This window comes from Streptomyces fungicidicus (assembly GCF_003665435.1).
GTDB classification, from domain to species: Bacteria; Actinomycetota; Actinomycetes; order Streptomycetales; family Streptomycetaceae; genus Streptomyces; species Streptomyces fungicidicus.
Genome location: NZ_CP023407.1, coordinates 3,313,839 through 3,335,202, shown reverse-complemented (window position 1 = coordinate 3,335,202; position 21,364 = coordinate 3,313,839). Strand labels below are relative to the sequence as shown.

Genomic DNA, 21,364 nt, shown 5'->3' with positions numbered 1-21,364 from the left:
TGAGGATGGACGAGGAACAGAGCGAGCGGCGGGACCAGGAGGAGCCGGAGCCGAAGCCCGGCGCGGAGCCCGCGCCGGATCGGGACCCCGGTGCCCCGCGGACGCGGGACGACGAGACGGGGGAGACCGGAGAGTCCGGTGAGACGGGGGAGACCGGGGAGAGCAAGCCGCCCCCGCCCGGCCGGCCGGACACGGCCCCCGTGCACCACAACCGCGTCAACCAGTACTTCTACGGAGCACTCGACGCCCCCGGCGCCCACTTCGGCATCGGCGTCGGCGACTTCGCCAACGTCCGCCGCCGCGCGGTCGGCCGGCTGGACGCGGGCGAGGCGGACGCCCTGCTGGCCCCCTACGTCGAACCCGACTGCTTCGAGGAGGCCGCCGCCGCCCTGGAGCAGGACGGTGTGGTGGTGCTCGTCGGCCCGCCCGGCATCGGCAAGCGGTCCGCGGCGGTGGCGCTGGTGGCGAGGGCCGCCGAGGGCACGGAGTACGTGGTGCTCTCGCCCGGCCGGAGCCTGGACGACCTCGCCGACGGGCGGGTGAGCTTCGAGAAGGGCGTCGGCTATGTGCTGATCGACCGCATGCCGGAGACCTCCTCGGGGACGGCGGACTTCGACTGGCGGCGCGTCCGGGACACCGTGCGCGACCACGGCGCGCACCTGGTGATCACCACCGTGCACCCGGTGGAGGGCGACGCCCCCGGCTCCGTACGCCATGTGCCGTGGCGGCTGCCGGACCTCACCGCCGTACTGCGGGTGCGGCTGCTGCGGGCGGGGTGCGCCGCGGACACCGTCGAGCGGGCGGTGGCCGGGCTGCCCGGCGGATGCGGGGTCGCGGAGGTCGCCGAGGCGGCCGAGCGGATCGCCCGCGGCGCGGCCCCCGACGAGGTCTGGCAGGAGTACGGCAGCGGCGCGGCCGAGCCGGTACGGGACTGGTTCGCGGCCGGTCGCGAACCGCGCGAGTGGGCCGAGGTGACCACCCTCGCCTTCGTCACCGGCGCCGGCTACCGCGACTTCGAGACCTGCCAGGAGCGCCTGGAGGAATGGGTGGCGCCCACCTTCCCCGAGCTGGCGGTCAACACCGACGGCGCCGAGGCGCACCGCCGCGACGCCGACCGGCGGCTGATGCTGGGCCGCAACACCCTCGTCGCCGTGGAGCAGCGCAAGGACGGCGCGCTCACCCGCAGCGCGCTGGTCTTCGCCAACCCCCACTACCGGCCGTGGGTGCTGGAGGAGCTGTGGGCGAAGCGCTCGACGGCGTACTGGAACGGCGTGCGCGACTGGCTCACCGAACTCGTCCGCACCCAGCCCGGCCTCGGCACGCAGCTCTCCGTCGCCTCGGCGCTCGCCCTGCTCACCCGGCCGGCCTTCGACGAGGTCGCGGAGAACTACCTGCACCCCTGGGCGAGCGGCGTGGCCGGGCCGGCCGGGCAGTCCACGGCCACCCTGGTGCTGCAGTGCATGTGCCTGGACGAGGGCCTCGCCGCGACCGCCCTCGCCGTGGGCCGCGGCTGGGCCCGCTCCCCGGAGCCGGCGCTGCGGTCGACGGCCATGGCGGCCTTCGCCGGCGCGCTCGGCGTACGGTTCCCCACCGACGCGGTGAACGTGCTGATGCGGCTGACCGGCCGGTCCGAGGAGGCCAGGCTCGCCCTGGCCGGACTCGTCGCCCTGCTGCTGGACTGCGGCGAGGACACCGGGGCCGTGCTGCGGCCGCTCGCCTACCGGCTCCGGGCCCTGCGCACCACGTCGACCGGACACCTCAGGGAGAGCGTCCTCGACACCGTCCAGACGCTCCTCGGGGGCCGCGACACGAGGACGGGCCGGCTGGTCGGCGCCTCGCTGCTGGAGGGCGCCCCCGAGCAGAGCGACCGGATCGCCGAGCTGTGGGCGGGCGTCCTGGAGAACCGCCCCCGCCGGGGGTGGGCGCTGCGCTACCTGCACGCCACCCTGCGCGACCTGACCACCGTGACGGCGGAACCCGGTCCGGTGGCCGACCGGTTCGGCCGCTCCCTCGGCGGCGCCCTGGCGCCTCCGGAGCGGACCCACCTCGGCCCGGCGCTGCGGCGGAGCGCCGTACGCCCCACCCCGGAGACCACCGCCCTCACCGACACCTTCCTTACCGCCGTACTGAGCACGGAGGACTGACACAGGTATGGCCGAGAACTATCCCCTCGTCGATCAACGGGAGTACCGGCGGCCGGAGAAGACCGTCGGCTGGCTGAACCGGCGCAGCGTGCGCGGCGAGGACGAACTGCCGCTGATCGCGGCCCACCAGGTGCGCGTCTTCCGGGTCGGCGACGACTACGTCGAGGACCCCGGGAACCTGCGGCCCGACGACCCGCTGGTCACCGGCGCGAGTTCCGTCACCGTCGTCGACCGGCGGGTCGAGGTCCCGGTCGTCGTGGAGACCCGCATCCCGTCCGCCGAGGCCGGCGACTTCACCGTGCGGACGACCTTCTACTGCACGGTCACCGACGCCTGCGCCGTCGTGCGCGACGGAGTCACCGACATCGAGGCCCTGCTCCTCGGCCATCTGCGCGAGGTCCCCGGCCTCACCGCGGACGGCGGCGACCTGCCGATCGTCGACGCCGACGCCGTACGGGAACGCATCGACGCCCGGCTGACCGCGTACCACGAGATGCGGCCCGCCGCGCTGTCCGGGCTGCGCGCCCGGCACGGTCTCGTCGAGGTCCTCACCCCGGCCGAACTCGCCGAGGACATCGCCAAGCTGCAGGAGGAGCGCCGGCAGCGGGAACGCGACCGGGTCAGGCAGGAGTGGGAGCAGGAGGCCGCCCTCAAGCGCTCCCTGCTGGAGACCGAACTGGAGCTGAAGCGCGAGGAACTGCGCAGCACCAGCGCCCTGCACCGGGAGCGCAACCGGCAGGAGGAGGAGCTGGAGAAGGAGTACGGGCGGCAGAAGCACGAGACGCTGCTCTCCCGGTTCCGGCGCGAGTCCGGCGCCGAGGACCAGCGGCACGAGCTGTCACAGCGGGCCGAGCGCAACCGTTTCACCCGCGACGAACTCAAGGAGGACGTCCGGCTGATCGGCGCCGACCCGATCCTCGCCGACTTCAACGCCTGGCGGCAGGGCGACATCAGCGCCGACCAGCTGTCCCAGCGGCTGCACGCCGACGAGGAGCGCCGCTCCGGACTCGCCGACAGCCGCCGGCGGCACGAGCTCGAGGACGACCTGAAGCGGCGCGCCTTCGACCGGGACGAGGTGCGCTGGCAGGTGGAGCGGGAGGACCGGCGCAAGGAACTCGACCGTGAGGCGCGGCGCGACGAGACCGCCGCGCGGCAGCGCGAGGAGAGCCGCCGCTGGGACCTCGCGCACGAGGACCGGGTACGGGCCCGCCACGAGGCCCGCGAGGACGCCCACCAGCTGCACCGCGACCGCCACGAACTGAACCAGCAGGGGCTCGCCGCCTGGACCCAGCTGAGCAAGCAGGCCTTCGACCGCGGACTCTTCGACGGCCAGCTGACCGACCCGGGCGCGCACATCAACCGCGTCCAGGACATCTCGTACGACCAGGACCGTCCGGCGCCGGACCGCGGCGCCGGACGGGAGGTCCCGGGCACGGCCCCCAGGAGCATCCCGCACGGGGAGCCCGACGGCTTCGACGACGACGCCGACCTGGACCTCGGAGGCACCGACTCGGAGGCGAACCTTGGCCACTGAAACCCCGCTGCGCCCCGCCGGCAGCGCACCCCTGGACGACCCCGGCACCGGCCGCCCCGTGCCCGCCCCGAGCGGCGGCCCGGGGACGCGGCTGCGCCGTCTGATCGGCGTCGACGAGGCCCTGCTGTCCTGGGTCCCGGAGGAGCGCACCCGCTACACCTGGTACGGCGCGCTCGTCCTCAACACCGCGCTGCTCGGCGCGCTCTCCATGTCCCTGGCCCTCGGCACCTTCCGCTCCGACCTGCCGCTCGCCGCGGTGCTCGGGGCCGCCGCGGTCTGGTTCTGGGTGGTCCTCGCCATGGACAGCTGGCTGGTGTCCAGCACCCACGGCACCGCCGTCAAGAAGTGGTCGCTGACGCTGCGGCTGTTCCTGTCCGTGCTGCTCGGCCTGTTCATCGCCGAGCCGATCCTCTTCCAGATCTTCGACAAGGAGATACGCCAGGAGATCTCCGTCGGCAACGCGCAGAAGGTCGCCGACTACCGGGGCATGCTCGTCGCCTGCAACCCCGCCGACGGCGCGTCCACCGCCGACCGCCCGGGGTGCGGCCGCCACCAGCTCAAGGTGGCCGGCTCCCCGGCCGAGCTGGCGGCGCAGATCGAGAGCAACGAGACCCGCATGACGACCCTGCAGGCCCAGGTCACCAGGATCAACGAGGCGCTCGACGGCAAGATGGCCACCGAACAGCGGGAGTGCGGCCCGGACCGCTGGATCCGGCGGGGCGGCGGCTGGGACGTCACCATCACCTGCGAACGGGCCCGCAAGGACTCCTCGTCGTACCGCACCACCAGCAAGATCGACACGTACGAGAAGCAGCTCGCGGGCATGCGGGACAAGGCGCAGACGCTGGAGGCCAAGAGGAACCGGGCCTCCGACGCCTACCAGCCGCTGCTGCAGAAGACCATCGACGACAAGACCCGGGAGCGGGCCGCCGGCCTCGACTCGCAGGGCATCCTCACCCGCGCGCACGCCCTGCACACCGTCGCGGGCTCCGACGGCTTCGCCCTCTTCATCACCGTCGTCCTGCACCTGCTCCTGGTCTCCCTGGACGCCCTCCCGGTCCTGGCCAAGTTCATGAGCGGCGCCACGATGTACGACCGGGTACTCGGCGCCCGCTTCGACGCCAGCCGCCGGCTGCACACGGAGGAACTCCAGGTGGAGCAGGCGTGCGTCCGCATGGAGCACGACGTGCGCCGGCACCGGGTGGAGCAGGACACCGCCGAGCGCAAGCGCCGCACGGAGCACGCCCACCAGCGGGCGCAGGCGGAGCGCGCGGCACGGGAGCGGACCGAGCTGGAGGAGCGGATGGAGCGGATCATGCGGGCGCGCCGGGTCTGAGCGGCCGCGTCAGTCCCCGGGAGGATCCGGCTCCGGGTCCTCCCCCTCCACCAGCCGCTCCGCGATGTCGTCCGCCCAGACCTGGGCCCAGCGGCGCAGCTCCTCGACCGCGGGGCCGTCCAGCCCCTGGGCCCGGAACTCGCCGTCGTCGAGCCACTCCGTGCCGGCCAGCCGGGACTGGAGCTCGGCGAGGTCGAAGGTGTCGGGGGCGTGACGGCGCCCGAGTTCCTCCAGCTCCGGGTGGCTCCACCGGCGGGCGGCGGCGTGGACGTCGACGAGATCACGGGGCAGCCCCCGGTCCGCCAGCGCCCGCACCGTCGTGCCGACGAGGTCCTCCAGGGACAGCACCGGCCCGGCCCCGGTCCGCGCCGCCGGACGCCACAGCACCTCCTTGCGGAGGTCTACCCGCCACCGCGCACCGGACGCCGGATCGCCGACGACCAGCCGCGCGGCCAGCGGATCGACGTCGAGCCCCTCGACCGCCCATCCGCGCCCCTCGGCCCCGGCGCGCAGCGCGCCGGCGATCTCCGCCATGGCCGCGGGATGCTCGGTGACCAGGTCCACGCCCCGGCTGACCCGGGCCGGAACCAGCCCGTGCGCCCGCACGGCGTCCCCTCCGGCCAGCAGCAGGCCGTACGGCGCCCCGGCGGCGAGCAGCCCGGCCACCAGCCGCTCGTGCGCGGCGTCCACGCCGGCGGGAGGAGAGACCATGCGCCGATTATCGCGCCGGACCGGCCTCAGGGCTTGCGGCCCACACCGCAGTAGGCGTCCACGGCTCCCACGTCGCCGTCACCACCGTCGCCGCCGTCCACGTCGGGCCGCCAGTCCGGCACCCGCACCACGCCCGGCTCGACCAGCTCCAGCCCGTCGAAGAACCCGGCGATCTCGTCGACGCCGCGCACGTGGTACGGCACGGCGCCGCTGGAGTTGTAGGCGTCCGAAGCGGCGATCATGCCCTCACTGGTGGAGGTGCTGTCGCTGATCACCAGATGGCTGCCGGGCGGGAGCCCCGCCATGAGCCGGCGCACCAGGTCGCGGGCCTGCTCGTAGTCGGAGACATGGCCGAGCGTGTTGAGGATCATCAGGGCGACCGGCTGGGACAGGTCGAGCGTCCCGGCGGCGGTCCGCAGCACCGCCTCGGGGTCGTAGAGGTCCGCGTCCAGATAGGCGGTCCGCCCCTCGGGCGTGCTGGTGAGCAGGGCGTGCGCGTGGGTGAGGACGATCGGGTCGTTGTCGACGTACACGATCCGGGCGTCCGGAGCGACCCGCTGGGCCACCTCATGGGTGTTGTCGGCGGTCGGCAGCCCCGTCCCGACGTCCAGGAACTGCCGTATTCCCTGTTCAGCGGCGAGGTACCGGACGGCCCTGCCCAGGAACCGGCGGCTGGTGTGCGCCACGTCGACCAGCCCGGGGAAGATCTCCTTGATCTGGTCGCCTATCTCCCGGTCGACCTCGTAGTGGTCCTTGCCGCCGACGAAGTAGTTCCAGAACCGCGCCGAGTGCGGCTTGGTGGTGTCGATCCGAGAACGTACGTCGGAACCGGCGCCGTCCTGGCTGATGTCGTCGGACACGGGCGAGCCTCCCTGGGGGGTGTGGTGACCAGTACGCCCAACCTAGGCGAACCGGCTTGTACACGCCGGGAGTTCAAGGAAGCCTCGGGTGTCGCGGACGCCCCACGGGGAGCTGGGGCCGCGACGAACGGCGCGGGCGGGCCCCCGGCTCCCCGCCGGTGCCCGCCCGCACGCCGATCTCGTTCCGTGGTGCCGTCAGCCGCCCACGTACCAGCTGAAACCGCCGTTGCTCGCGGCGACGGTCAGCAGCACGAGCCAGAGCACCACGTCGACGACGCCGAGGATGATGCCCGCCTTCGCCATCCCGGCACCGCCCTTGACCCCCGCCTGACGGCGGGCGATCGCGCCGAAGATGATGGCCAGCGGGCCCAGGACGATGTTCAGGATGAACAGGCCGACGACGCCGCAGCACAGGCTCGCGATCGCCAGGCCGTTGGTGCGCGATCCGGAGGACGCCGTAGAAGAACCACCGTAAGTCGCCATGGAATACTCCCGGTTGTGGGGTAAACGGACCGAACGGGCCGCAATGTCCTTACTATTGGCTTACGCGTTCCGAATGCCCCGTCCTGACGCCCTCATGTCAACCGGATTCCGGGGGAGTCTCCGGAGCAGCGCGGCCGACTTGGCCCCATCCGCGGCCGGACACCGGCAGGATGGCCCCATGACAAAGCTGCCCGTTCCGTCGGTCCGTCGTCACCCCTCCGGTTCGGTGCTGTCCCTGTGGTCCCAGGACTCCGTGCTGTCGATCGGTTCGGTGGGTTCGGTGCTGTCCATCGGGTCCGTCGGGTCGGCCCTGTCGGTCGCCTCGATCGGCAGCGCCCTCTCGGTCGGCTCGATCGGGTCCTCGCAGTCACTGCTGTCCGCCGGCTCATGGATGAGCAAGGGATCGCTGCTCTCCGCCCACTCCCGGTGGTCGGTGCTGTCCTGGCGCTCCACGCACGGCTTCCTGGCCGTGGGGGCGGTGGGCGCGGCGGCGGGCGGCGCGCTGCTGCTGACCCGGATGCTGCACAGGACCGCCGCCGCATAACCCGGTCGTTCTTCGGCGCCGACGCGGCGCGCCGCCAGGGCCGCGTCGGCGCCACGGTCACCTCACCCCGCCGAGGGTGTCCCCACGCGTGGGCCGGTGCCGGGGCCTGCCGTCAGGCGGCCGTGGGCCGCCGCGCCGCCCGCGCGCCGGGCGCGGGCTCCTGCTCGTCCTCGGGAGACCAGAGGCTCTCGTCCTCCCCGAAGTCCGGGGACTGGAAGGGTTGCGTCGTCGGGGGCGGGATCACTGCGGAGGAACGGCGGGGCTGCCCTTCCAGGGCCGAGAAAAGCGACGTCGAGTCGATGAGGGATCTGCCTTTCGTCACAGGCCCCGTCCGGGGCCTGGTGTGCCGTGACCGGGCACAGCGGTTCTACAACTTGGTCATCTTGGCGTACGGGCTCAGGATCCGCCGCTGCGCCGAGCCGAAGTCCACGAGCGCCGCGACTCCGTCCTCGATGCCGACCACCCGGCCGAGGCCGTACATGTCGTGGGTGACCTGGTCGCCCATGGCGAAGTGCTTGGGGGCCGGTGCGACCGGGGCCTTGAAGGGGCTGGTGGGCAGATGACGCTTCGGTGCCGCAGGCTTTGTCATGGCTCAGTATGACCCCAAGCGCGCCCCGCCCGCTGTGGTCGCGGGCACAGATCACCGCGCTGACGCCCCGAACACACCCCTGACCTGGTGTTTCACGCTTCGGTAAATCGCGGCGCCCAGTCGGTGAACCCTCACGTAATTCGAGGTGAAGTCACTCCCGGAACGCCCGCCCCTCTTCCTACTCTGGTGCGGCTGCGTCACCTGAGGCAGCCGCTGCCGAGGCGCCCGGGGAGGGGTGCCGACCGCAGTCGTCGGGGGGCGAGGAAAACGGGGGGCGTCCTGCCGCGCGTCAGGGACATGTCCCGGTGCGCGTGCGGTGGACCGGTGCCGTCGGCGCCGTGCGTCTTCCCGGAGAACGGCCGGAAACCCATCGTGGGCCCACCGTCTCGCCACGCCCGGAATCCGTTCCACGAAGGGTGAGAAGAAGCCGTGAGACGCATGACCCCCGTCCTCCTGTCCCTGAGCCTGTCCCTGAGCGCCCTGCTGGCGGCCTCCGCCTGGGCCGCACCCGCCGCCGGCGCCGCCCCGCGGGCCGACCGCCCCGCGGCCGTCCCCAGCGGTTGGGCTAAGGTCGACGCCACCGACCTGACGCGCATCGCCCAGAACGACGGCGCCCGGCAGGCGCCGCTCGCCGCAGGCGACGTCTCCGCGCAGGCCGAGGAGCCCGAGCTGCTCGCCATGCAGTCGCTCCGCAACCAGAAGTTCGTCACCACCGAGAAGACCTACCCCGCCCCCCACACCGGTGTGCTCCGCGCCCGTTCCGACGCGTACGGCGGTTCGTGGGAGGGCTTCGCCTTCGAGTGGGACGAGACCACCGGCACCTACGCGCTGAAGTCCCTGGCCAACGACCGCTACGTGGCGGTCGAGAAGAACTTCACCGGCGCCGCCCAGAACGAGCTGCGCGCCCGCTCCACGAGCGTCGGCGGCTGGGAGCGGTTCGTCCTCTACTACAGCGAGAGCCTGGACCGCTGGGCGCTCCAGTCCACGCTGAACGGCCTCTTCGTCGCCATGGAGAACAACTACACCGGCTCGCTCCAGTACGCCCTGCGCGCCCGCTCCACCACCATCTCCGGCAGCTGGGAGGAGTTCAACCTCTACACGATCGGCGCCTGACCTTTCCCCCGAGGCGGCCGGGTGGCCGTGGTCAGTGGTGGAAGCCGACGCGGGCCGAGTCGCTCGGGGGGTGGCCCGCGTCGAGGCGCTTGATCGCCCTGCGCATGTCCTCGGCGAGGAGTTCCAGCTCGTCTCGGTCGACGCCGTGCCGTACGAGGACGCGCTGGATCACGGTCTCCTGGCGGTCCGGCGGGAGCGGGTAGGAGGGGACCTGCCAGCCGCGCATCCGGAGCTGGTCGGACAGGTCGTACAGGCTCCAGCCCGTCGAGCCCGGATCGGTCAGGGTCCAGGAGACGGCGGGCAGCGCTCCGGCGCCGTCGTAGAGCAGGGTGAAGGGCCCCATGCCGGCGACCTGCGAGGCGAAGTGCTGCGCGGAGTCGGCGCACGCCTGGTAGACGCGCCGGTACCCCTCGCGGCCCAGGCGCAGGAACAGGAAGTACTGGGCGACGACCTGCCCGCCGGGGCGGGAGAAGTTCAGGGCGAGGGTGGGCATGTCGCCGCCGAGGTAGTCCACGTGGAAGACCAGGTCGTCCGGCAGCGCCGCCTTGTCGCGCCACAGGGCCCAGCCGACGCCGAGCGGCGCCATCCCGTACTTGTGGCCCGAGGCGTTGATCGAGGCGACCCGCGGCAGCCGGAAGTCCCACTCCAGGTCCGGGTGGAGGAACGGCGCGATGAAACCGCCGGAGGCCGCGTCGATGTGGAGGGGCACATCCAGACCGTTCTCCGCCTGCATCCGGTCGAGTTCGGCCGCGATCTCCGCCACCGGCTCGTAGGTGCAGGTGTAGGTCACCCCGAGGATCGCCACGACGCCGATCGTGTTCTCGTCGACGTACTGGCGCAGTTGGTGCGCCTGAAGACCGGTGGCGCCCGACTCCACCGGGACCTGGCGCAGCTCCACGTCGAAGTAGCGGGCGAACTTCTCCCAGCACACCTGCACCGGCCCGCACACCAGGTTCGGCCGGTCGGCCGGCAGCCCGGCCGCGCGCCGGCGGTCGCGCCACCGCCACTTCAGCGCGAGGCCGCAGAGCATCGCGGCCTCGCTGGAGCCGGTGGTGGAGCATCCGACGGCGGGCTCGGCGCCGTCGCCGCCGGAGCCGAGGGGCGCGTGCCACAGGGAGGCGAGGATGTTGACGCACCGGGACTCGATCTCCGCGGTCTGCGGGTACTCGTCCTTGTCGACGATGTTCTTGTCGAGGCACTGGTCCATCAGGCGGCGCACCTCGTCGTCGGCCCACGTGGTGCAGAACGTCGCCAGGTTCTGGGCCGCGTTGCCGTCCAGGAGCAGTTCGTTGCGCAGCAGCTGGTGGACGACGTGCGGGGGCGCGGGCAGCTCCGGCATCGTCCGCTTGGGCAAGGGGCGCTCGCTGATCGGCGACGTGAAGATGTCGGCGGCCGGATCAGCGGCCGTCTCCTTGGCGTTGTGCAGAGCCACCGCGGGCACCTCTCGCATCGTCTGCCGTGTCTCTCGGAGGCTACGAGCGGCAGCCCGCGCCTGACAGCGGACGTACGCCACGTGGGTGGCGGGGGTCCGTCCGCCCTCCGACCGTCCCGGTTCGTGTCCTCGCGGAGGAGAAGCGCAGAATGTGCATTGTGCGCGGTATAGCCCGGAGGGTGTCGCGTGATCGCGGCGCTGCGTGATCGAGGCGTCGCGTGATCGAGGCGTCACGTGATCGAGGCGTCGCGTGATCGAGGCGTCGCGTGATCGAGGCGCCGCGTGACAGGGGCGCGCGAGCCCGGTACTCCGCGCGTCGGGGACCGCGGAGGCGGTGAAATAGCCCACGCGTAAAAAGTTTACCCTTCAACAAAATCCGGGGTAGCGTCGGTGACGGGCCCACCACCCCGGGCACCGTCCGCATCGTCCGGAGAGAGCCTCCACCGAGGCGCCGTCCGGTCGAGAGGCCAGAGCGAGGACAGGCGACACCATGAAATCTTGGCGCTTCCACGGAACCAACCAGCCGCTCACCTCGGAGGAGGTGGCAGCGCCGCACGCGGGACCGGGCGAGGTCGTCGTCGACATCAAAGCCGCCGGTCTCTGCCACTCCGACGTCAGCGCGATGGACGACCCGGGCTGGATGCCCATGTTCCCGCGGATCCCGATGACGCTCGGACACGAGAACGCCGGCGTGATCAGCGAGGTCGGCGAGGGCATGGAGCACTGGAAGGTCGGCGACCGCGTCGGCCTCTCGCCGATGATGCCGGACGGCGACGCCATCGGCTACGGAGCCTGGGACGGCGGCTTCGGGCCCAAGGTGCGCGCCACCGACGCCAACCTGGTGCGACTGCCGGACGAGGTGTCGTTCGAGCTGGGCGCGATGGCGACCGACGCGGGCCTCACCTCGTACCACGCCATGGTCACGCTCGGCGGAGCGAAGCAGGGCATGCGCGTCGGCGTGATCGGCCTCGGCGGCCTCGGCTACATCGGCGCCCGCGCCGCCGTCCTCAAGGGCGCCGAGGTGTACGCGGCCGAGGTGAACCCGGCCACCCGCGAGCTCGCCGACGAGGTCGGCCTGGCCGGCGTCGCCGAGTCGATCACCGAGTTCGCCGACAAGGAACTCGAACTCATCGTCGACTACGCCGGCTTCGGCACCACCACCGCCGAGGCCATCGAGACACTCGGCGAGTTCGGCACCCTGGTGCAGGTCGGCATGGGCCGCCTCGAGTCCACGATCAGCACCGGCGCGATCATCCTGAAGCAGCTGCGGGTCCTCGGCTCCAAGTCGGGCACCAAGCAGGACCTCGAGGAGCTCTACGACCTCATGCGCTCGGGCGACCTCAACCCGCCCCTGAACCGCATCACCCCGGACCGCATCCCCGAGGGCCTGGAACGCCTCCGCAAGGGCGGCGTCGTCGGCCGCCTCATCGCCATGTACGAGGACTGAGCAGGCCCACAAGTGGCGGTGGCCCCGCACCACATCCGTCCGGGGCCACCGCACCGGTGAGCATCCCGCCCCTGCACCGGGCCACTCGGGCGAACCCGTAACCTCCGCCGTAACCGGTCAAGCCCGGTGCGTCTACGGGCCGAGACATTCAAGCCTTCGGCTGGGTGAAGCGGATGCGGTTGCCGAAGGGGTCGCGCAGACCGCAGTCGATCCCGTACGGACGCTCGGTGGGCTCCTCGGTGAACTCCACCCCCTTCCCGAGCAGGGTCTCGTAGGTCTTGCGACAGTCGTCCGTGGTGAGGATGAGCCAACCGCCCATGGCTCCCTTCGTCACCAGTTCGCGCACCTGCTCGGCCGTCTCCTGCGACATCGCCGGCGCGCCCGGCTTCTCCAGGAGGATCTGCCGCTCCGGCTGACCGGGGAGGCTGACGGTCAGCCAGCGCATGAACCCCATGTCGATGTCTGCGGTGATCTCCAGGCCGAGCTTGCCGACGTAGAAGTCGACGGCCTCGTCCTGGTCGAGGACGTATATCTGTGACTGCGTGATGGCGTTGAACATGACTCAGACGTTAGCGATCAGGCAGGACGAAAACTTATCCAAAACTGCTCAGCCGACCCGAAGTTGCGCCGGCCGCTCATGCGTACGGTCGCGCCCACGCCATCGTGAAGCACGTCGGCACGCTCGCGGCGACCGCTTCCTTGCGATACGTCCGCGGCGACCGGCCGACGATGTCGCGGAAGGTGCGACTGAAGGTGCCCGGGCTGGTGAAACCGACCTCGAAGCTGATGGCCGTGACACTGTGGTCGGTCTCCCGCAGCAGGAACATCGCCCGTTCCACGCGGCGACGCTGCAGGTAGCGGTGCGGTGTCTCGCCGAACGTGGCCCGGAAGGTACGCGTGAAGTGCGCCTGCGACACATGCGCGATGCGGGCCAGGGCGGGCACGTCCAGCGGCTGCGCGTAGTCGCGGTCCATCACGTCACGTGCTCGGAGCATACGGCGATTGGTCTCTTCGGCAGCACGGCTCACGGCACCATCTCACCACGGCCCGCGGCGGGCGGCGCCAGACACTCACCGCTCAATGGCCGACCACTCCGGGGGTGCGGGGCCGGCCGGATCCGGCGGACGCCGGTTGAGAAGACGATCACCTTCCTGGAAGGACCGCACCCGTGCCGGGTGCCGCACCACCGAAAGCTGACGGGCCGACCCCGCTGCGACTCATGCTGATGCAATTAGCAAGCTGTTGCAAGTCATGCGCAATAACGCCGTAGGCTGTCCCAGGAAGATCAACCCACCGAAGGAGACGCGCCAGATGGGCACCTACGCGCTTCCCGACCTGCCCTACGACTACTCAGCGCTCGCGCCGGCCATCACGCCGGAAATCCTGGAACTCCACCACGCCAAGCACCACGCCGCCTACGTCAAGGGAGCCAACGACACGCTGGAGCAGATCGCGGAGATCCGCGACAAGGACCAGATCACGCCCACCGGCCTCGTCGGCCTGGAGAAGACCTACGCCTTCAACCTCTCCGGGCACGTCCTGCACTCGATCTTCTGGGAGAACCTCTCCCCGGACGGCGGCGACCGCCCCGACGGAGCGCTGGCGACCGCGATCGACGAGCACCTGGGCGGCTTCGAGGCATTCAAGAAGCAGCTCACCGTGGCCACCACATCCGTGCAGGGCTCGGGCTGGGGCGTGCTCGCCTGGGAACCTCTCGGCAAGCGCCTGATCGTCGAGCAGGTCTACGACCACCACGGCAACGTCGGCCAGGGCAGCACCCCGCTGCTCGTCTTCGACGCCTGGGAGCACGCCTACTACCTGCAGTACAAGAACGTCCGACCGGACTACGTCACCAAGCTCTGGGACCTGGTCAACTGGGAGGACGTCGCCACCCGCTACACCGCGGCCACCGGCGCCTGACCTCACTCGAAGGAGGAGGCCGCCGGCTGGCGGAACTCCGGTCACGAGAGGGCCGGCCTGGGATGCAACCCCTCCTGAGCTGGCCCTTTCCCCTGCGCCCCGGCACTTGTCGGCCGGTGCGGCCCCGTTTGTCGGCGGCTTCGTCTACCTTCCCACCATGACGCTGAACGAAATCACTCGATCCGCGGTCCTGCAGGCGGTTGCGGAGTACGACCGGCTCGGTCGGGATGCGTTCCTGGAGAGATACGGATTCGGACCGTCGCGCAGCTACCTGCTCGAGATCGACGGCAAGCAATACGACTCGAAGGCCATCGTGGGCGCGGCGCACGGCTATCTGTCCGGCCGTGAACCTCTGGGACGCGACGAGTTCTCCGGCGGCAAGAACCACGCTGCCAAGCTGCTGAGCGACCTCGGATTCGAAGTCGTGGTTCGTACGGTGGGCTGATCCCGGCCTCCCTGCCGCTCCGAGGAGGTGCCGAGCGGGACATAGCAGCACACGTGCGGCACGACCCACGACTAAGAGCTTCGGGGGCTGCTGATTCTCCTCGGACTACCCGGATCCATGACTGTAAAAAGTTGCTGTTCATGAGATGGCCTGTCCGTCTCTCGCACGGTGCGCGCGTTTGAACTCGTGCAGTTGGCGACGCCGGACACCAGCGGAACGGTTTGATGTCCGCCGGCGTCTCCCCTCTCCAGGGCACGGTGGCCGTGCCCCCGGAGAGGGGAGGCCGGGTGCGTACGGGCGACTTCGCCAAGTGGACAAGGCGGTTCGAGGACGAGCGCGAACGCAGGCGCGTCCAGGGCGACCCGGACTGGGGGCAAAGCGCCACACTGCATCCGGCGGTGTGGGCCAGCATTCAACGCTTCCAGGTCGGCGAGGACGGTGACGGCGCCAACCTCGTCGGCAAGGCGGAGGAGGCCGGCGACGGCGACTACGCGCAGGCAATCCGGCTCTTCGTCGCCGAGGAGCAGAACCACGCCCGTCTCCTCGCTCGGCTGCTGGCCGCGGGTGGCGTGTCGACGTTGCCCGGCCACTGGAGCGACACGGTCTTCGTACGGCTGCGGCGTCTCCTGGGCCTGCGCATGGAATTGCTGACGCTGATGATCGCGGAAGTGGTGGCACTGCGGTATTACCGGGCCCTGCGCGATGGCACCCACGACTCGCTCACTTCGGATGTGGCGGGGCGGATCCTGTCCGACGAGCAGCGCCACGTTCCGTTCCACTGCGAGCGGCTGCACGCCTCCCTGGTGGAGCTGCCCCGCGCGATGCGTCGCCCGGTGATGGCCCTGTGGCAGCTTCTTCTGCTCGCGGTCTCCCTCGTCGTCGCCACCGACCACGGTCCCGCGCTGCGACGACTCGGCATCGGACGCCTGCGATTCGTGGCTGATGTCGCGGCCTCGTCCGGAGCGGTTGTCTCCGCGGTGCTGGCACCCCGCCCGGACGCGTGGACGAGCGCGGGCTGACACCTCAGTGCGGTACGGATGGGGCACGAGGGCGGCGGTACGGCGGACCCTACCGAGGTACATGCTCCGGGTGGGCTGGTGGGTCAGAGGGGGATGACGCGGACCTGGTTGCCGCAGAGCTTGGTCATGTCGTCGCTGTCGGACGTCAGCAGGGAGACGGGTTTCGGTTGGCGGAGCGCGACCTCGGCGACCGTGGCGTCGATTGCGTACTTGTGCCCGTGCAGCCCTGCGCCTTTGAGGAGCGCCGCCGCAGCCTTGGCCGCCTGCTCGGTGACCGGTTCTACCTTGACCCGGGACAGGGCCCAGTTCAAGCGGGGGACGTTGATACGGGAGTGGCTGACTTCCACGATGGTGTTCGCCCCGATCACGAGGTCGGCTCCCATGTCGTGGAAGACCTGAAGCATCGCGAGGAGCTTGCGGTCCTGCGCGATCCAGGCGGAGAGCCCTTCCGAGTCCAGGACGACGGTCTCGATGCGCTCGCTCACGCGGCGTCCGCGTCCTTGGAGGAGCCGCCGGAGCCGAAGATCTTCGCCCGGGCCTCGGCGAGTTCCTCGTCACTGAAGGGTCCGTGCTCCTCCTCATGGTGGCGAAGGTCGTCGCCCAGGAGTTGGTGTCGGATCTGGCGGGCTACAGCTTCCGCCACGTAGCCGGAGACGTTGTCCGTGAGCTTGCGGAGCTCCGCCACCTGGTCGCTGGGAAGCGTGACGGTGATGCGAGTCGTTGAGGACATAAGTCAAGCATACTGGAGTATGCGCGCAGAGGCACATGGCTACCGTAGGGCTCAGATCATGAGGAACTACGCAGTCAAGCGCCATGCGGGCCGGCTGGCCGGTGCTCGCTTCGCTGCCAAAGCGAGGCGAGGCGGGTGCGGCAGTCAGGAGAGGAGAATCATGAGCAGCCGTCCAGGGATCAGGTACAGGGTGGCAGCCGCGCTACTGAGAAGGAACGGCAGGCCGACACGGTCCGGAGGGGTGCGGGGTTCGGGGCTTCGCTGGACGTCCTTGTTTTGTCTGCGGCGATGCAAGGCGCGAGAAGCGGCGTCGTACGCGTCGAGGCCGCGTGCCCAGTCGTCCACCGCCTTCGGCGGCGTCCCGGGGACGCCCGGAACGAAGGCGTGCCCGGCCAACACCTCGCCGCAGGGCGTCACTTCGGCCTCGAGCTCCCGCTGCCAATCTCGGCGCCCTGATCTAGTCATCTCCGCCCCCACCATGCGATGTTCCGTGGAGCTCAGGTGCCTCGTGCGTCCGAACGCGCTACCTTCTCCGCACTTTACTCAGAGGTCGTGAGAGGTTCCCCGGCGTGCGAGGCCGGCGGCGGTGCGGCACCTGGGCGGCCTCTCGGGAAGACGTGAAGGCCCCGGTCGTTGACCAAGGCCCTCATCGTGGAGCGGGTGAGGAGAATCGAACTCGCGCTCTGAACTAGGGAAGCTCAGAGCTATACGACCCCGGACACGACGAAGGGCCAGCCTGGGAGGAAACCCCTCCTGAGCTGGCTCTTCTGGCTGCGCCCCCGGCACGATCCGAACCTGCGACACCCGCTTCAGGAGTTCGATCCATCGGCCACCCTGGAGCTTTGACGCGCTCGCCCGTCCGGCGTGTTCGGTCGCTCAAGGCTGCCTTTGTACACCGTCGTTGATGTCAGATGGTGATGTCAGGTTGGATGGTGTGATGGAGCGCGTTGAGGCAGAGCTGTTCACTGATGGTGGCAATGATGCTGTGGTTCGCCTGCCCGGCCGGAAGTTCCCGGGTGTGCTGATGCAGGGCGACTCCCTTCACATCCTTCGCAGTGACCTGGCCGAGGTGGTGGAAGCGTGCGCGCGGGGCGACCTGGCCGAAGCGCGGGACTCAGCCGGCCTGCTCCTGGTGGGCCTCGACGCTCTGCTGACGCGCTACGAGGACGCACTGCAGCAGCACGAGATCCCTCGGCCGAACTGAGTAGCGGGGTCTATGACCTCTTCGTCCCGAAGCAACTTGGGTGAGCGCTCTGCCTTGGGCTGGTGCGCCTCTCATCTGCGCTGACGGTCCGCTGACGTCCGCGTCCGCCGTTGTTCGTCGGCGTTGTCACGCAACTGCACACTCACCCCGCCGCTCCTCTCGGATCGGTTGCTGCATCCGAGATCTGGCGCGCCAACTCCGCGACGACCTGGGGCACGACCCATTGAGCGCCCTCGTCTTGCAGCGCTTCGGCGAGTGCCTGATGGACCGCCGCGAACGGTTGCCCCCCATACGAGGCACGGGTCCGGACAACCGCTGGTTCGATCTTGGCGAGATGGGCGGCCACGATCGGCATTGCCTTGTCGTACTCGCTTGGGTCCGTAGCCATGGGGGTGACTCGATCAGCACCGAGCGATCGGGTCAAGGCCGGCGCAAAGCCATCAGCTTGGGAAGCAGCGATCATGTGCAGGCTGGTTGGGCGCTGACCTGGGCGAATGGCTGTGATGCAGCCACATTGGGCCCGGTTGCCTTCACCGTGGTTCCTCGCTGGATCTGGTGCGTTTGTGGTGCGGTCATGTTGCGGGGAGTGCTGTGCGGGCCGGCGCTGGGCGCTGACGGTTACGGGGGTTGCTGTGCTTCGTTGGGCGCCGTCAACACGGCACTGCCTCTCCTAGCCTCGCGCTTTCACGAGGTGGGGCGTCCGAGGCTTGATCAAATAAGCGGAGAGTGCTCCTGACCTGCAACGATGTGACTTGTCTAGGGTCATGTCGCCGTAGGGAAAGAAGCACTCTCCAGGTGAAGAAGCGTATCGGGTCCTACCCGTCTGTCCGCACCGAGGGCGGCGGCCGGGCGGTGGTCTCGCAGGCCGGGAGCGTGCTGCTGGTCGAGACCGTCCGCAAGGCCGGCTTGGACACCGCGATATCCGCGGCGCTGACGCCGTGGCGGAAGCCGCGGGCGGTGCACGATCCGGGCAAGATCCTGTTGGACGTGGCCCTGGCGGTCGCGCTGGGCGGAGACTGCCTCGCCGATGTCGGCATGCTGCGGGCCGAGCCGGCCGTGTTCGGGCCTGTCGCCTCCGACCCGACGGTCTCCCGCCTGATCGACACCCTCGCCGCCTCCGGCGACCGAGCTCTGCAGGCCATCCGGGCCGCGCGGGCCGAAGCACGCGAACGAGTCTGGCGGTTGGCCGACCGGGAAGCGCAGATGCCGACGGGACGGTGACCGTCGATCTCGACGGGGTGCTGGTGATCGCGCACTCCGACAAGGAGGACGCGGCCCCGACCTGGAAGCGGACCTACGGTCACCACCCGCTGATGAGGTTCGTCGACCACGGGCCGGGCGGCACCGGAGAGCCGGTGGCAGCCCTGCTCAGGCCCGGGAACGCGGGCTCGAACACCGCCACCGACCACATCACCGCCACCCAGCTGGCCCTGGCCCAACTGCCGAAGAAGTACCGGCGCGGGCGCCGGACCCTGATCCGCACCGACTCCGCGGGCGGCACCCACGACTTCGTGTCCTGGCTCGCGAAGCGAGGACGCTGGCTGTCCTACTCGGTCGGCATGACGGTCACCGAAGCGATCCACGAACACGTGCTGAAGGTCCCCGCCCCGGCCTGGACGCCGGCCGTCGAGACCAATGGTGAGGTCCGTGACGGGGCCTGGGTCGCCGAGCTCACCGGCAGGCTGCTGGACGGCTGGCCCACGGGCATGCGACTGATCGTCCGAAAGGAACGGCCGGATCCCGGGGCCCAGTTGAGGATCACCGACGCGGACGGCATGCGGATCACCTGCTTCGCCACCAACACCGCTGACCGGCCGATCGCCGAGCTCGAGCTCCGCCACCGCCTGCGGGCCCGGGCCGAAGACCGCATCCGGGCCGCCCGCACGACCGGACTGCGCAACCTGCCCCTGCACCACACCGCCCAGAACAAGGTCTGGCTGGAGATCGTCCAGATCGCCCTCGACCTGCTCGCCTGGATGCCCATGCTCGCCCTGACCGGCCAGGCCCGCCTCTTCGAGCCCCGCCGGCTGCGGTTCCGCCTGTTCTCCGCGGCCGGCCAGCTCGTCACCACCGGCCGGCGCCGCATCCTCCGCCTCGCCCGCCACTGGCCCTGGACCGGCGAGATCACCGCCGCCCTTGAACGGCTTGCGCTCCTGCCCAACCCCGGCTGACCAGCAGATTCGCCTGTCCCTACGAGAAGAGGACCCAGCCCGGAACAGTGGAACCCGGCGCCCACCCGAGGCGACACTCGGGCCCTCGGAATGCCCGCCATCAGCCACCGAAAGCGAAACGGTCCACCGACCCCGTCGGCGGACCGTCATGCAAGATCGAGGCTAGCGGTCAGGAATGACTGAAAGCCTGTCACAGGTGCGTTTCGGCCCGTAAGGTTGGCTCATGAGAGAGGTTGATGAAATTTTCGCGGGCACCCCTTACTTGATTGCTGAAGATGAGGCAGCTATTTCTCGTTTCAGAATCGTGGAAGAAAAGGCAACGCGCTCACGGGAAAAGTCGATTGCCGTACAGGAGCGCATCGCCCTCGAAGGCCAAGAGATGTTCGAGCCCTACGCGCGGGCAATCAGGACTCGACTCGTCGCGGAAAGTAATCGCATTGAAGGCTATGACTGGACTTACAGGCAGGTCAACGAAGTTGCTCTCACCTACAGAGAGCTACTGCAGGCACCCGTGGGTTCCTTGATGCAGGCAGTCAGGCAAGATCCGAGAGTCTACGAGGCGCTCGGGCTTTATAAGGCACACGAAATCGCAGACGAATGGGCGCGTGGCTCTGTGAGGCCGCGCGAGTATGAGATGCGCTCGCTGCATGAGCTAATCGCTAGCGGGGAAGTATATGCCGGCCGGTATAAGGAGGTGGAGAATGAAATCGGTGGCACCAAGCATCGCACCTCTGCTCCTTGGGAAGTACCCATTCACATGAGTGAGCTCTCCGACTGGTGGCAGCAGTGCGATGTGAACCCTGCACTGGAGGCCACCGTTGTCCACGCCTGGCTCACGCACATTCATCCATTCGAGGATGGAAACGGCCGAATGGCTCGCCTGCTTGCGAACATGTCTCTGGCGCGAAACGGATTCCCGCCTCTCTTGGTGCGTTCAAGCGTAGACCGCGGACAGTATTATGACGCTCTGGCGCGAAGTGACGACGGCGACATGCTCCCGCTCTACGACCTGTTTGTTCTGGTGCTGAATCGGACGGTTCGGCTCATGTCGCGCCCGGACTACGTCCGGGAAATCGTCGCAGATCGCTTGTTGTCCACCGTGAGAGACAGGTTTGATCTCTGGAAGATCCTTCCAGATCAGTTTTTCATGGCCTTGTCGGATGCATTCAAGGCCCGGGGGTGGTCCATCCTGCTCCAGGGCACCCCGGATTTGAGTTCGTATGCCTTGCTGGAGGACCTTGATCTTGAGGGTAATTCTTGGTTCGGGAAAGTATTGGACGAGGATCGAGTGCCGCAATGGCTCCTCTGGTACGGGTTCAAGAGCGAGGTCCTGCGTGACCTTGATGGTTCAGTAAAACGGTATCCTTCAATCTTTGTTTCTGTGCGAAACGATAATCCTGAGGCTATTCATCCGTATCGTCCGCTGCGATTTGACGAAGGGCCCGTGGAGGAGATCGTCTTGCGACCTATGGAGGCTAAGACAGTTTTGCTGCGTCGAGGTTACGATGTAGAGGAGAAAAGTATCCTCGAAGCAGCGACAATCTTGGCGGGGGAGCTAGCGCCTTGAGTTTCGTCTGGCGATCCAGGGGAAGCCAGCGAGTTGATCGCCATCAAGCAGGCTGAGCTGGCTCTCTGGCCGGCCGACTCCTCCGGCACTGCTGGCAGCACCCAGACGGCGAGCA

Annotated in this window: 22 protein-coding genes and 1 pseudogene; 12 read left to right on the top strand and 11 right to left on the bottom strand. The window is 69.6% G+C overall.

What is annotated here, in order from left to right; translation table 11 throughout:
* Positions 1 to 5 precede the first annotated feature (5 nt).
* From CNQ36_RS35590 to CNQ36_RS14975, 3 genes are read left to right on the top strand one after another with little or no spacing between them, the layout of a single operon-like run.
* Positions 6 to 2,144: an nSTAND3 domain-containing NTPase gene (locus CNQ36_RS35590; RefSeq protein WP_121546382.1), complete on the top strand. Its 2,139-nt coding sequence runs from the start codon at positions 6 to 8 to the stop codon at positions 2,142 to 2,144.
* 7 nt (positions 2,145 to 2,151) lie between these two features.
* Positions 2,152 to 3,678, top strand: a complete 1,527-nt coding sequence (locus CNQ36_RS14980; RefSeq protein ID WP_121546381.1) for a coiled-coil domain-containing protein — start codon at positions 2,152 to 2,154, stop codon at positions 3,676 to 3,678.
* A complete protein-coding gene (locus CNQ36_RS14975; protein ID WP_121546380.1) occupies positions 3,668 to 5,014 on the top strand; it encodes a DUF4407 domain-containing protein in 1,347 nt (448 codons plus the stop codon). The genes CNQ36_RS14980 and CNQ36_RS14975 overlap by 11 nt, the downstream gene beginning before the upstream one ends.
* A gap of 9 nt (positions 5,015 to 5,023) precedes the next feature.
* Here the strand turns inward: CNQ36_RS14975 and CNQ36_RS14970 are convergent, their stop codons facing one another.
* From CNQ36_RS14970 to CNQ36_RS14960, 3 genes are all read right to left on the bottom strand, one after another.
* Positions 5,024 to 5,725: a nucleotidyl transferase AbiEii/AbiGii toxin family protein gene (locus CNQ36_RS14970; protein ID WP_121546379.1), complete on the bottom strand. Its 702-nt coding sequence runs from the start codon at positions 5,723 to 5,725 to the stop codon at positions 5,024 to 5,026.
* Positions 5,726 to 5,751: 26 nt separating this feature from the next.
* A complete protein-coding gene (locus tag CNQ36_RS14965; protein ID WP_121546378.1) occupies positions 5,752 to 6,585 on the bottom strand; it encodes an SAM-dependent methyltransferase in 834 nt (277 codons plus the stop codon).
* A gap of 195 nt (positions 6,586 to 6,780) precedes the next feature.
* The gene (locus CNQ36_RS14960; RefSeq protein ID WP_040906912.1) at positions 6,781 to 7,068 is read right to left on the bottom strand and encodes a DUF4190 domain-containing protein; all 288 of its coding nucleotides are present in this window, start codon (positions 7,066 to 7,068) and stop codon (positions 6,781 to 6,783) included.
* Positions 7,069 to 7,246: 178 nt separating this feature from the next.
* Between CNQ36_RS14960 and CNQ36_RS14955 the strand changes: the two genes are divergently transcribed.
* Complete coding sequence (locus CNQ36_RS14955) at positions 7,247 to 7,612, top strand: hypothetical protein (RefSeq protein WP_040906914.1); 366 nt, start codon at positions 7,247 to 7,249, stop codon at positions 7,610 to 7,612.
* Positions 7,613 to 7,724: 112 nt separating this feature from the next.
* Here CNQ36_RS14955 and CNQ36_RS14950 read toward each other — a convergent pair whose 3' ends face one another.
* Together CNQ36_RS14950 and CNQ36_RS14945 are read right to left on the bottom strand one after the other, a co-directional pair.
* Complete coding sequence (locus CNQ36_RS14950; RefSeq protein WP_121546377.1) at positions 7,725 to 7,934, bottom strand: hypothetical protein; 210 nt, start codon at positions 7,932 to 7,934, stop codon at positions 7,725 to 7,727.
* 45 nt (positions 7,935 to 7,979) lie between these two features.
* A complete protein-coding gene (locus CNQ36_RS14945) occupies positions 7,980 to 8,201 on the bottom strand; it encodes a hypothetical protein (protein WP_004930216.1) in 222 nt (73 codons plus the stop codon).
* A gap of 438 nt (positions 8,202 to 8,639) precedes the next feature.
* On the opposite strand from CNQ36_RS14945, the gene CNQ36_RS14940 reads away from it, so the two are divergent.
* A complete protein-coding gene (locus CNQ36_RS14940) occupies positions 8,640 to 9,314 on the top strand; it encodes a fascin domain-containing protein (RefSeq protein ID WP_121546376.1) in 675 nt (224 codons plus the stop codon).
* 31 nt (positions 9,315 to 9,345) lie between these two features.
* Here the strand turns inward: CNQ36_RS14940 and gad are convergent, their stop codons facing one another.
* Complete coding sequence (gene gad / locus CNQ36_RS14935; RefSeq protein ID WP_410177119.1) at positions 9,346 to 10,746, bottom strand: glutamate decarboxylase; 1,401 nt, start codon at positions 10,744 to 10,746, stop codon at positions 9,346 to 9,348.
* Positions 10,747 to 11,236: 490 nt separating this feature from the next.
* On the opposite strand from gad, the gene CNQ36_RS14930 reads away from it, so the two are divergent.
* A complete protein-coding gene (locus tag CNQ36_RS14930) occupies positions 11,237 to 12,193 on the top strand; it encodes a zinc-binding dehydrogenase (RefSeq protein WP_121546375.1) in 957 nt (318 codons plus the stop codon).
* A 148-nt stretch (positions 12,194 to 12,341) separates the two neighbouring features.
* On the opposite strand, the gene CNQ36_RS14925 is transcribed toward CNQ36_RS14930, so the two are convergent.
* Both CNQ36_RS14925 and CNQ36_RS14920 read right to left on the bottom strand, forming a co-directional pair.
* Entirely contained in the window at positions 12,342 to 12,752 is a 411-nt protein-coding gene (locus CNQ36_RS14925) for a VOC family protein (RefSeq protein ID WP_004930224.1), read from the bottom strand.
* Positions 12,753 to 12,828: 76 nt separating this feature from the next.
* Entirely contained in the window at positions 12,829 to 13,188 is a 360-nt protein-coding gene (locus tag CNQ36_RS14920; protein WP_040906918.1) for a helix-turn-helix domain-containing protein, read from the bottom strand.
* Positions 13,189 to 13,504: 316 nt separating this feature from the next.
* On the opposite strand from CNQ36_RS14920, the gene CNQ36_RS14915 reads away from it, so the two are divergent.
* From CNQ36_RS14915 to CNQ36_RS14905, 3 genes are all read left to right on the top strand, one after another.
* A complete protein-coding gene (locus tag CNQ36_RS14915; RefSeq protein WP_121546374.1) occupies positions 13,505 to 14,113 on the top strand; it encodes a superoxide dismutase in 609 nt (202 codons plus the stop codon).
* Between the two features lie 157 nt (positions 14,114 to 14,270).
* A complete protein-coding gene (locus CNQ36_RS14910) occupies positions 14,271 to 14,558 on the top strand; it encodes a ScoMcrA-related endonuclease (protein WP_121548463.1) in 288 nt (95 codons plus the stop codon).
* Between the two features lie 287 nt (positions 14,559 to 14,845).
* The gene (locus CNQ36_RS14905; RefSeq protein ID WP_121548462.1) at positions 14,846 to 15,577 is read left to right on the top strand and encodes a ferritin-like domain-containing protein; all 732 of its coding nucleotides are present in this window, start codon (positions 14,846 to 14,848) and stop codon (positions 15,575 to 15,577) included.
* An 83-nt stretch (positions 15,578 to 15,660) separates the two neighbouring features.
* Here the strand turns inward: CNQ36_RS14905 and CNQ36_RS14900 are convergent, their stop codons facing one another.
* The gene (locus CNQ36_RS14900) at positions 15,661 to 16,062 is read right to left on the bottom strand and encodes a DNA-binding protein (RefSeq protein WP_121546373.1); all 402 of its coding nucleotides are present in this window, start codon (positions 16,060 to 16,062) and stop codon (positions 15,661 to 15,663) included.
* On the bottom strand, positions 16,059 to 16,307 hold the full coding sequence (locus CNQ36_RS14895) for a type II toxin-antitoxin system CcdA family antitoxin (RefSeq protein ID WP_121546372.1): 249 nt from the start codon (positions 16,305 to 16,307) through the stop codon (positions 16,059 to 16,061). Before CNQ36_RS14895 ends, CNQ36_RS14900 begins: the two co-directional genes overlap by 4 nt.
* 904 nt (positions 16,308 to 17,211) lie before the next feature.
* Here CNQ36_RS14895 and CNQ36_RS14885 point away from each other — a divergent pair.
* On the top strand, positions 17,212 to 17,511 hold the full coding sequence (locus CNQ36_RS14885; protein ID WP_228332705.1) for a DUF6959 family protein: 300 nt from the start codon (positions 17,212 to 17,214) through the stop codon (positions 17,509 to 17,511).
* 142 nt (positions 17,512 to 17,653) lie between these two features.
* On the opposite strand, the gene CNQ36_RS14880 is transcribed toward CNQ36_RS14885, so the two are convergent.
* Entirely contained in the window at positions 17,654 to 17,974 is a 321-nt protein-coding gene (locus CNQ36_RS14880; RefSeq protein ID WP_163013269.1) for a hypothetical protein, read from the bottom strand.
* Between the two features lie 332 nt (positions 17,975 to 18,306).
* Here CNQ36_RS14880 and CNQ36_RS14875 point away from each other — a divergent pair.
* Positions 18,307 to 19,682 (top strand): annotated as a pseudogene (locus CNQ36_RS14875) (IS1380 family transposase).
* A gap of 223 nt (positions 19,683 to 19,905) precedes the next feature.
* Complete coding sequence (locus CNQ36_RS14870; protein ID WP_121546369.1) at positions 19,906 to 21,249, top strand: Fic family protein; 1,344 nt, start codon at positions 19,906 to 19,908, stop codon at positions 21,247 to 21,249.
* Positions 21,250 to 21,364: the final 115 nt, after the last annotated feature.

What these genes read in the sequence shown, in the direction of transcription:
- CNQ36_RS35590 (WP_121546382.1), top strand. Translation starts at nt 6, where the DNA reads ATGGACGAGGAACAGAGCGAGCGGCGGGACCAGGAGGAGCCGGAGCCG.
- CNQ36_RS14980 (WP_121546381.1), top strand. Translation starts at nt 2,152, where the DNA reads ATGGCCGAGAACTATCCCCTCGTCGATCAACGGGAGTACCGGCGGCCG.
- CNQ36_RS14970 (WP_121546379.1), bottom strand. Translation starts at nt 5,725, where the DNA reads ATGGTCTCTCCTCCCGCCGGCGTGGACGCCGCGCACGAGCGGCTGGTG.
- CNQ36_RS14960 (WP_040906912.1), bottom strand. Translation starts at nt 7,068, where the DNA reads ATGGCGACTTACGGTGGTTCTTCTACGGCGTCCTCCGGATCGCGCACC.
- CNQ36_RS14955 (WP_040906914.1), top strand. Translation starts at nt 7,247, where the DNA reads ATGACAAAGCTGCCCGTTCCGTCGGTCCGTCGTCACCCCTCCGGTTCG.
- CNQ36_RS14945 (WP_004930216.1), bottom strand. Translation starts at nt 8,201, where the DNA reads ATGACAAAGCCTGCGGCACCGAAGCGTCATCTGCCCACCAGCCCCTTC.
- CNQ36_RS14940 (WP_121546376.1), top strand. Translation starts at nt 8,640, where the DNA reads ATGACCCCCGTCCTCCTGTCCCTGAGCCTGTCCCTGAGCGCCCTGCTG.
- CNQ36_RS14930 (WP_121546375.1), top strand. Translation starts at nt 11,237, where the DNA reads ATGAAATCTTGGCGCTTCCACGGAACCAACCAGCCGCTCACCTCGGAG.
- CNQ36_RS14925 (WP_004930224.1), bottom strand. Translation starts at nt 12,752, where the DNA reads ATGTTCAACGCCATCACGCAGTCACAGATATACGTCCTCGACCAGGAC.
- CNQ36_RS14920 (WP_040906918.1), bottom strand. Translation starts at nt 13,188, where the DNA reads ATGCTCCGAGCACGTGACGTGATGGACCGCGACTACGCGCAGCCGCTG.
- CNQ36_RS14915 (WP_121546374.1), top strand. Translation starts at nt 13,505, where the DNA reads ATGGGCACCTACGCGCTTCCCGACCTGCCCTACGACTACTCAGCGCTC.
- CNQ36_RS14910 (WP_121548463.1), top strand. Translation starts at nt 14,271, where the DNA reads ATGACGCTGAACGAAATCACTCGATCCGCGGTCCTGCAGGCGGTTGCG.
- CNQ36_RS14895 (WP_121546372.1), bottom strand. Translation starts at nt 16,307, where the DNA reads ATGTCCTCAACGACTCGCATCACCGTCACGCTTCCCAGCGACCAGGTG.
- CNQ36_RS14885 (WP_228332705.1), top strand. Translation starts at nt 17,212, where the DNA reads ATGTCAGATGGTGATGTCAGGTTGGATGGTGTGATGGAGCGCGTTGAG.
- CNQ36_RS14880 (WP_163013269.1), bottom strand. Translation starts at nt 17,974, where the DNA reads ATGATCGCTGCTTCCCAAGCTGATGGCTTTGCGCCGGCCTTGACCCGA.
- CNQ36_RS14870 (WP_121546369.1), top strand. Translation starts at nt 19,906, where the DNA reads ATGAGAGAGGTTGATGAAATTTTCGCGGGCACCCCTTACTTGATTGCT.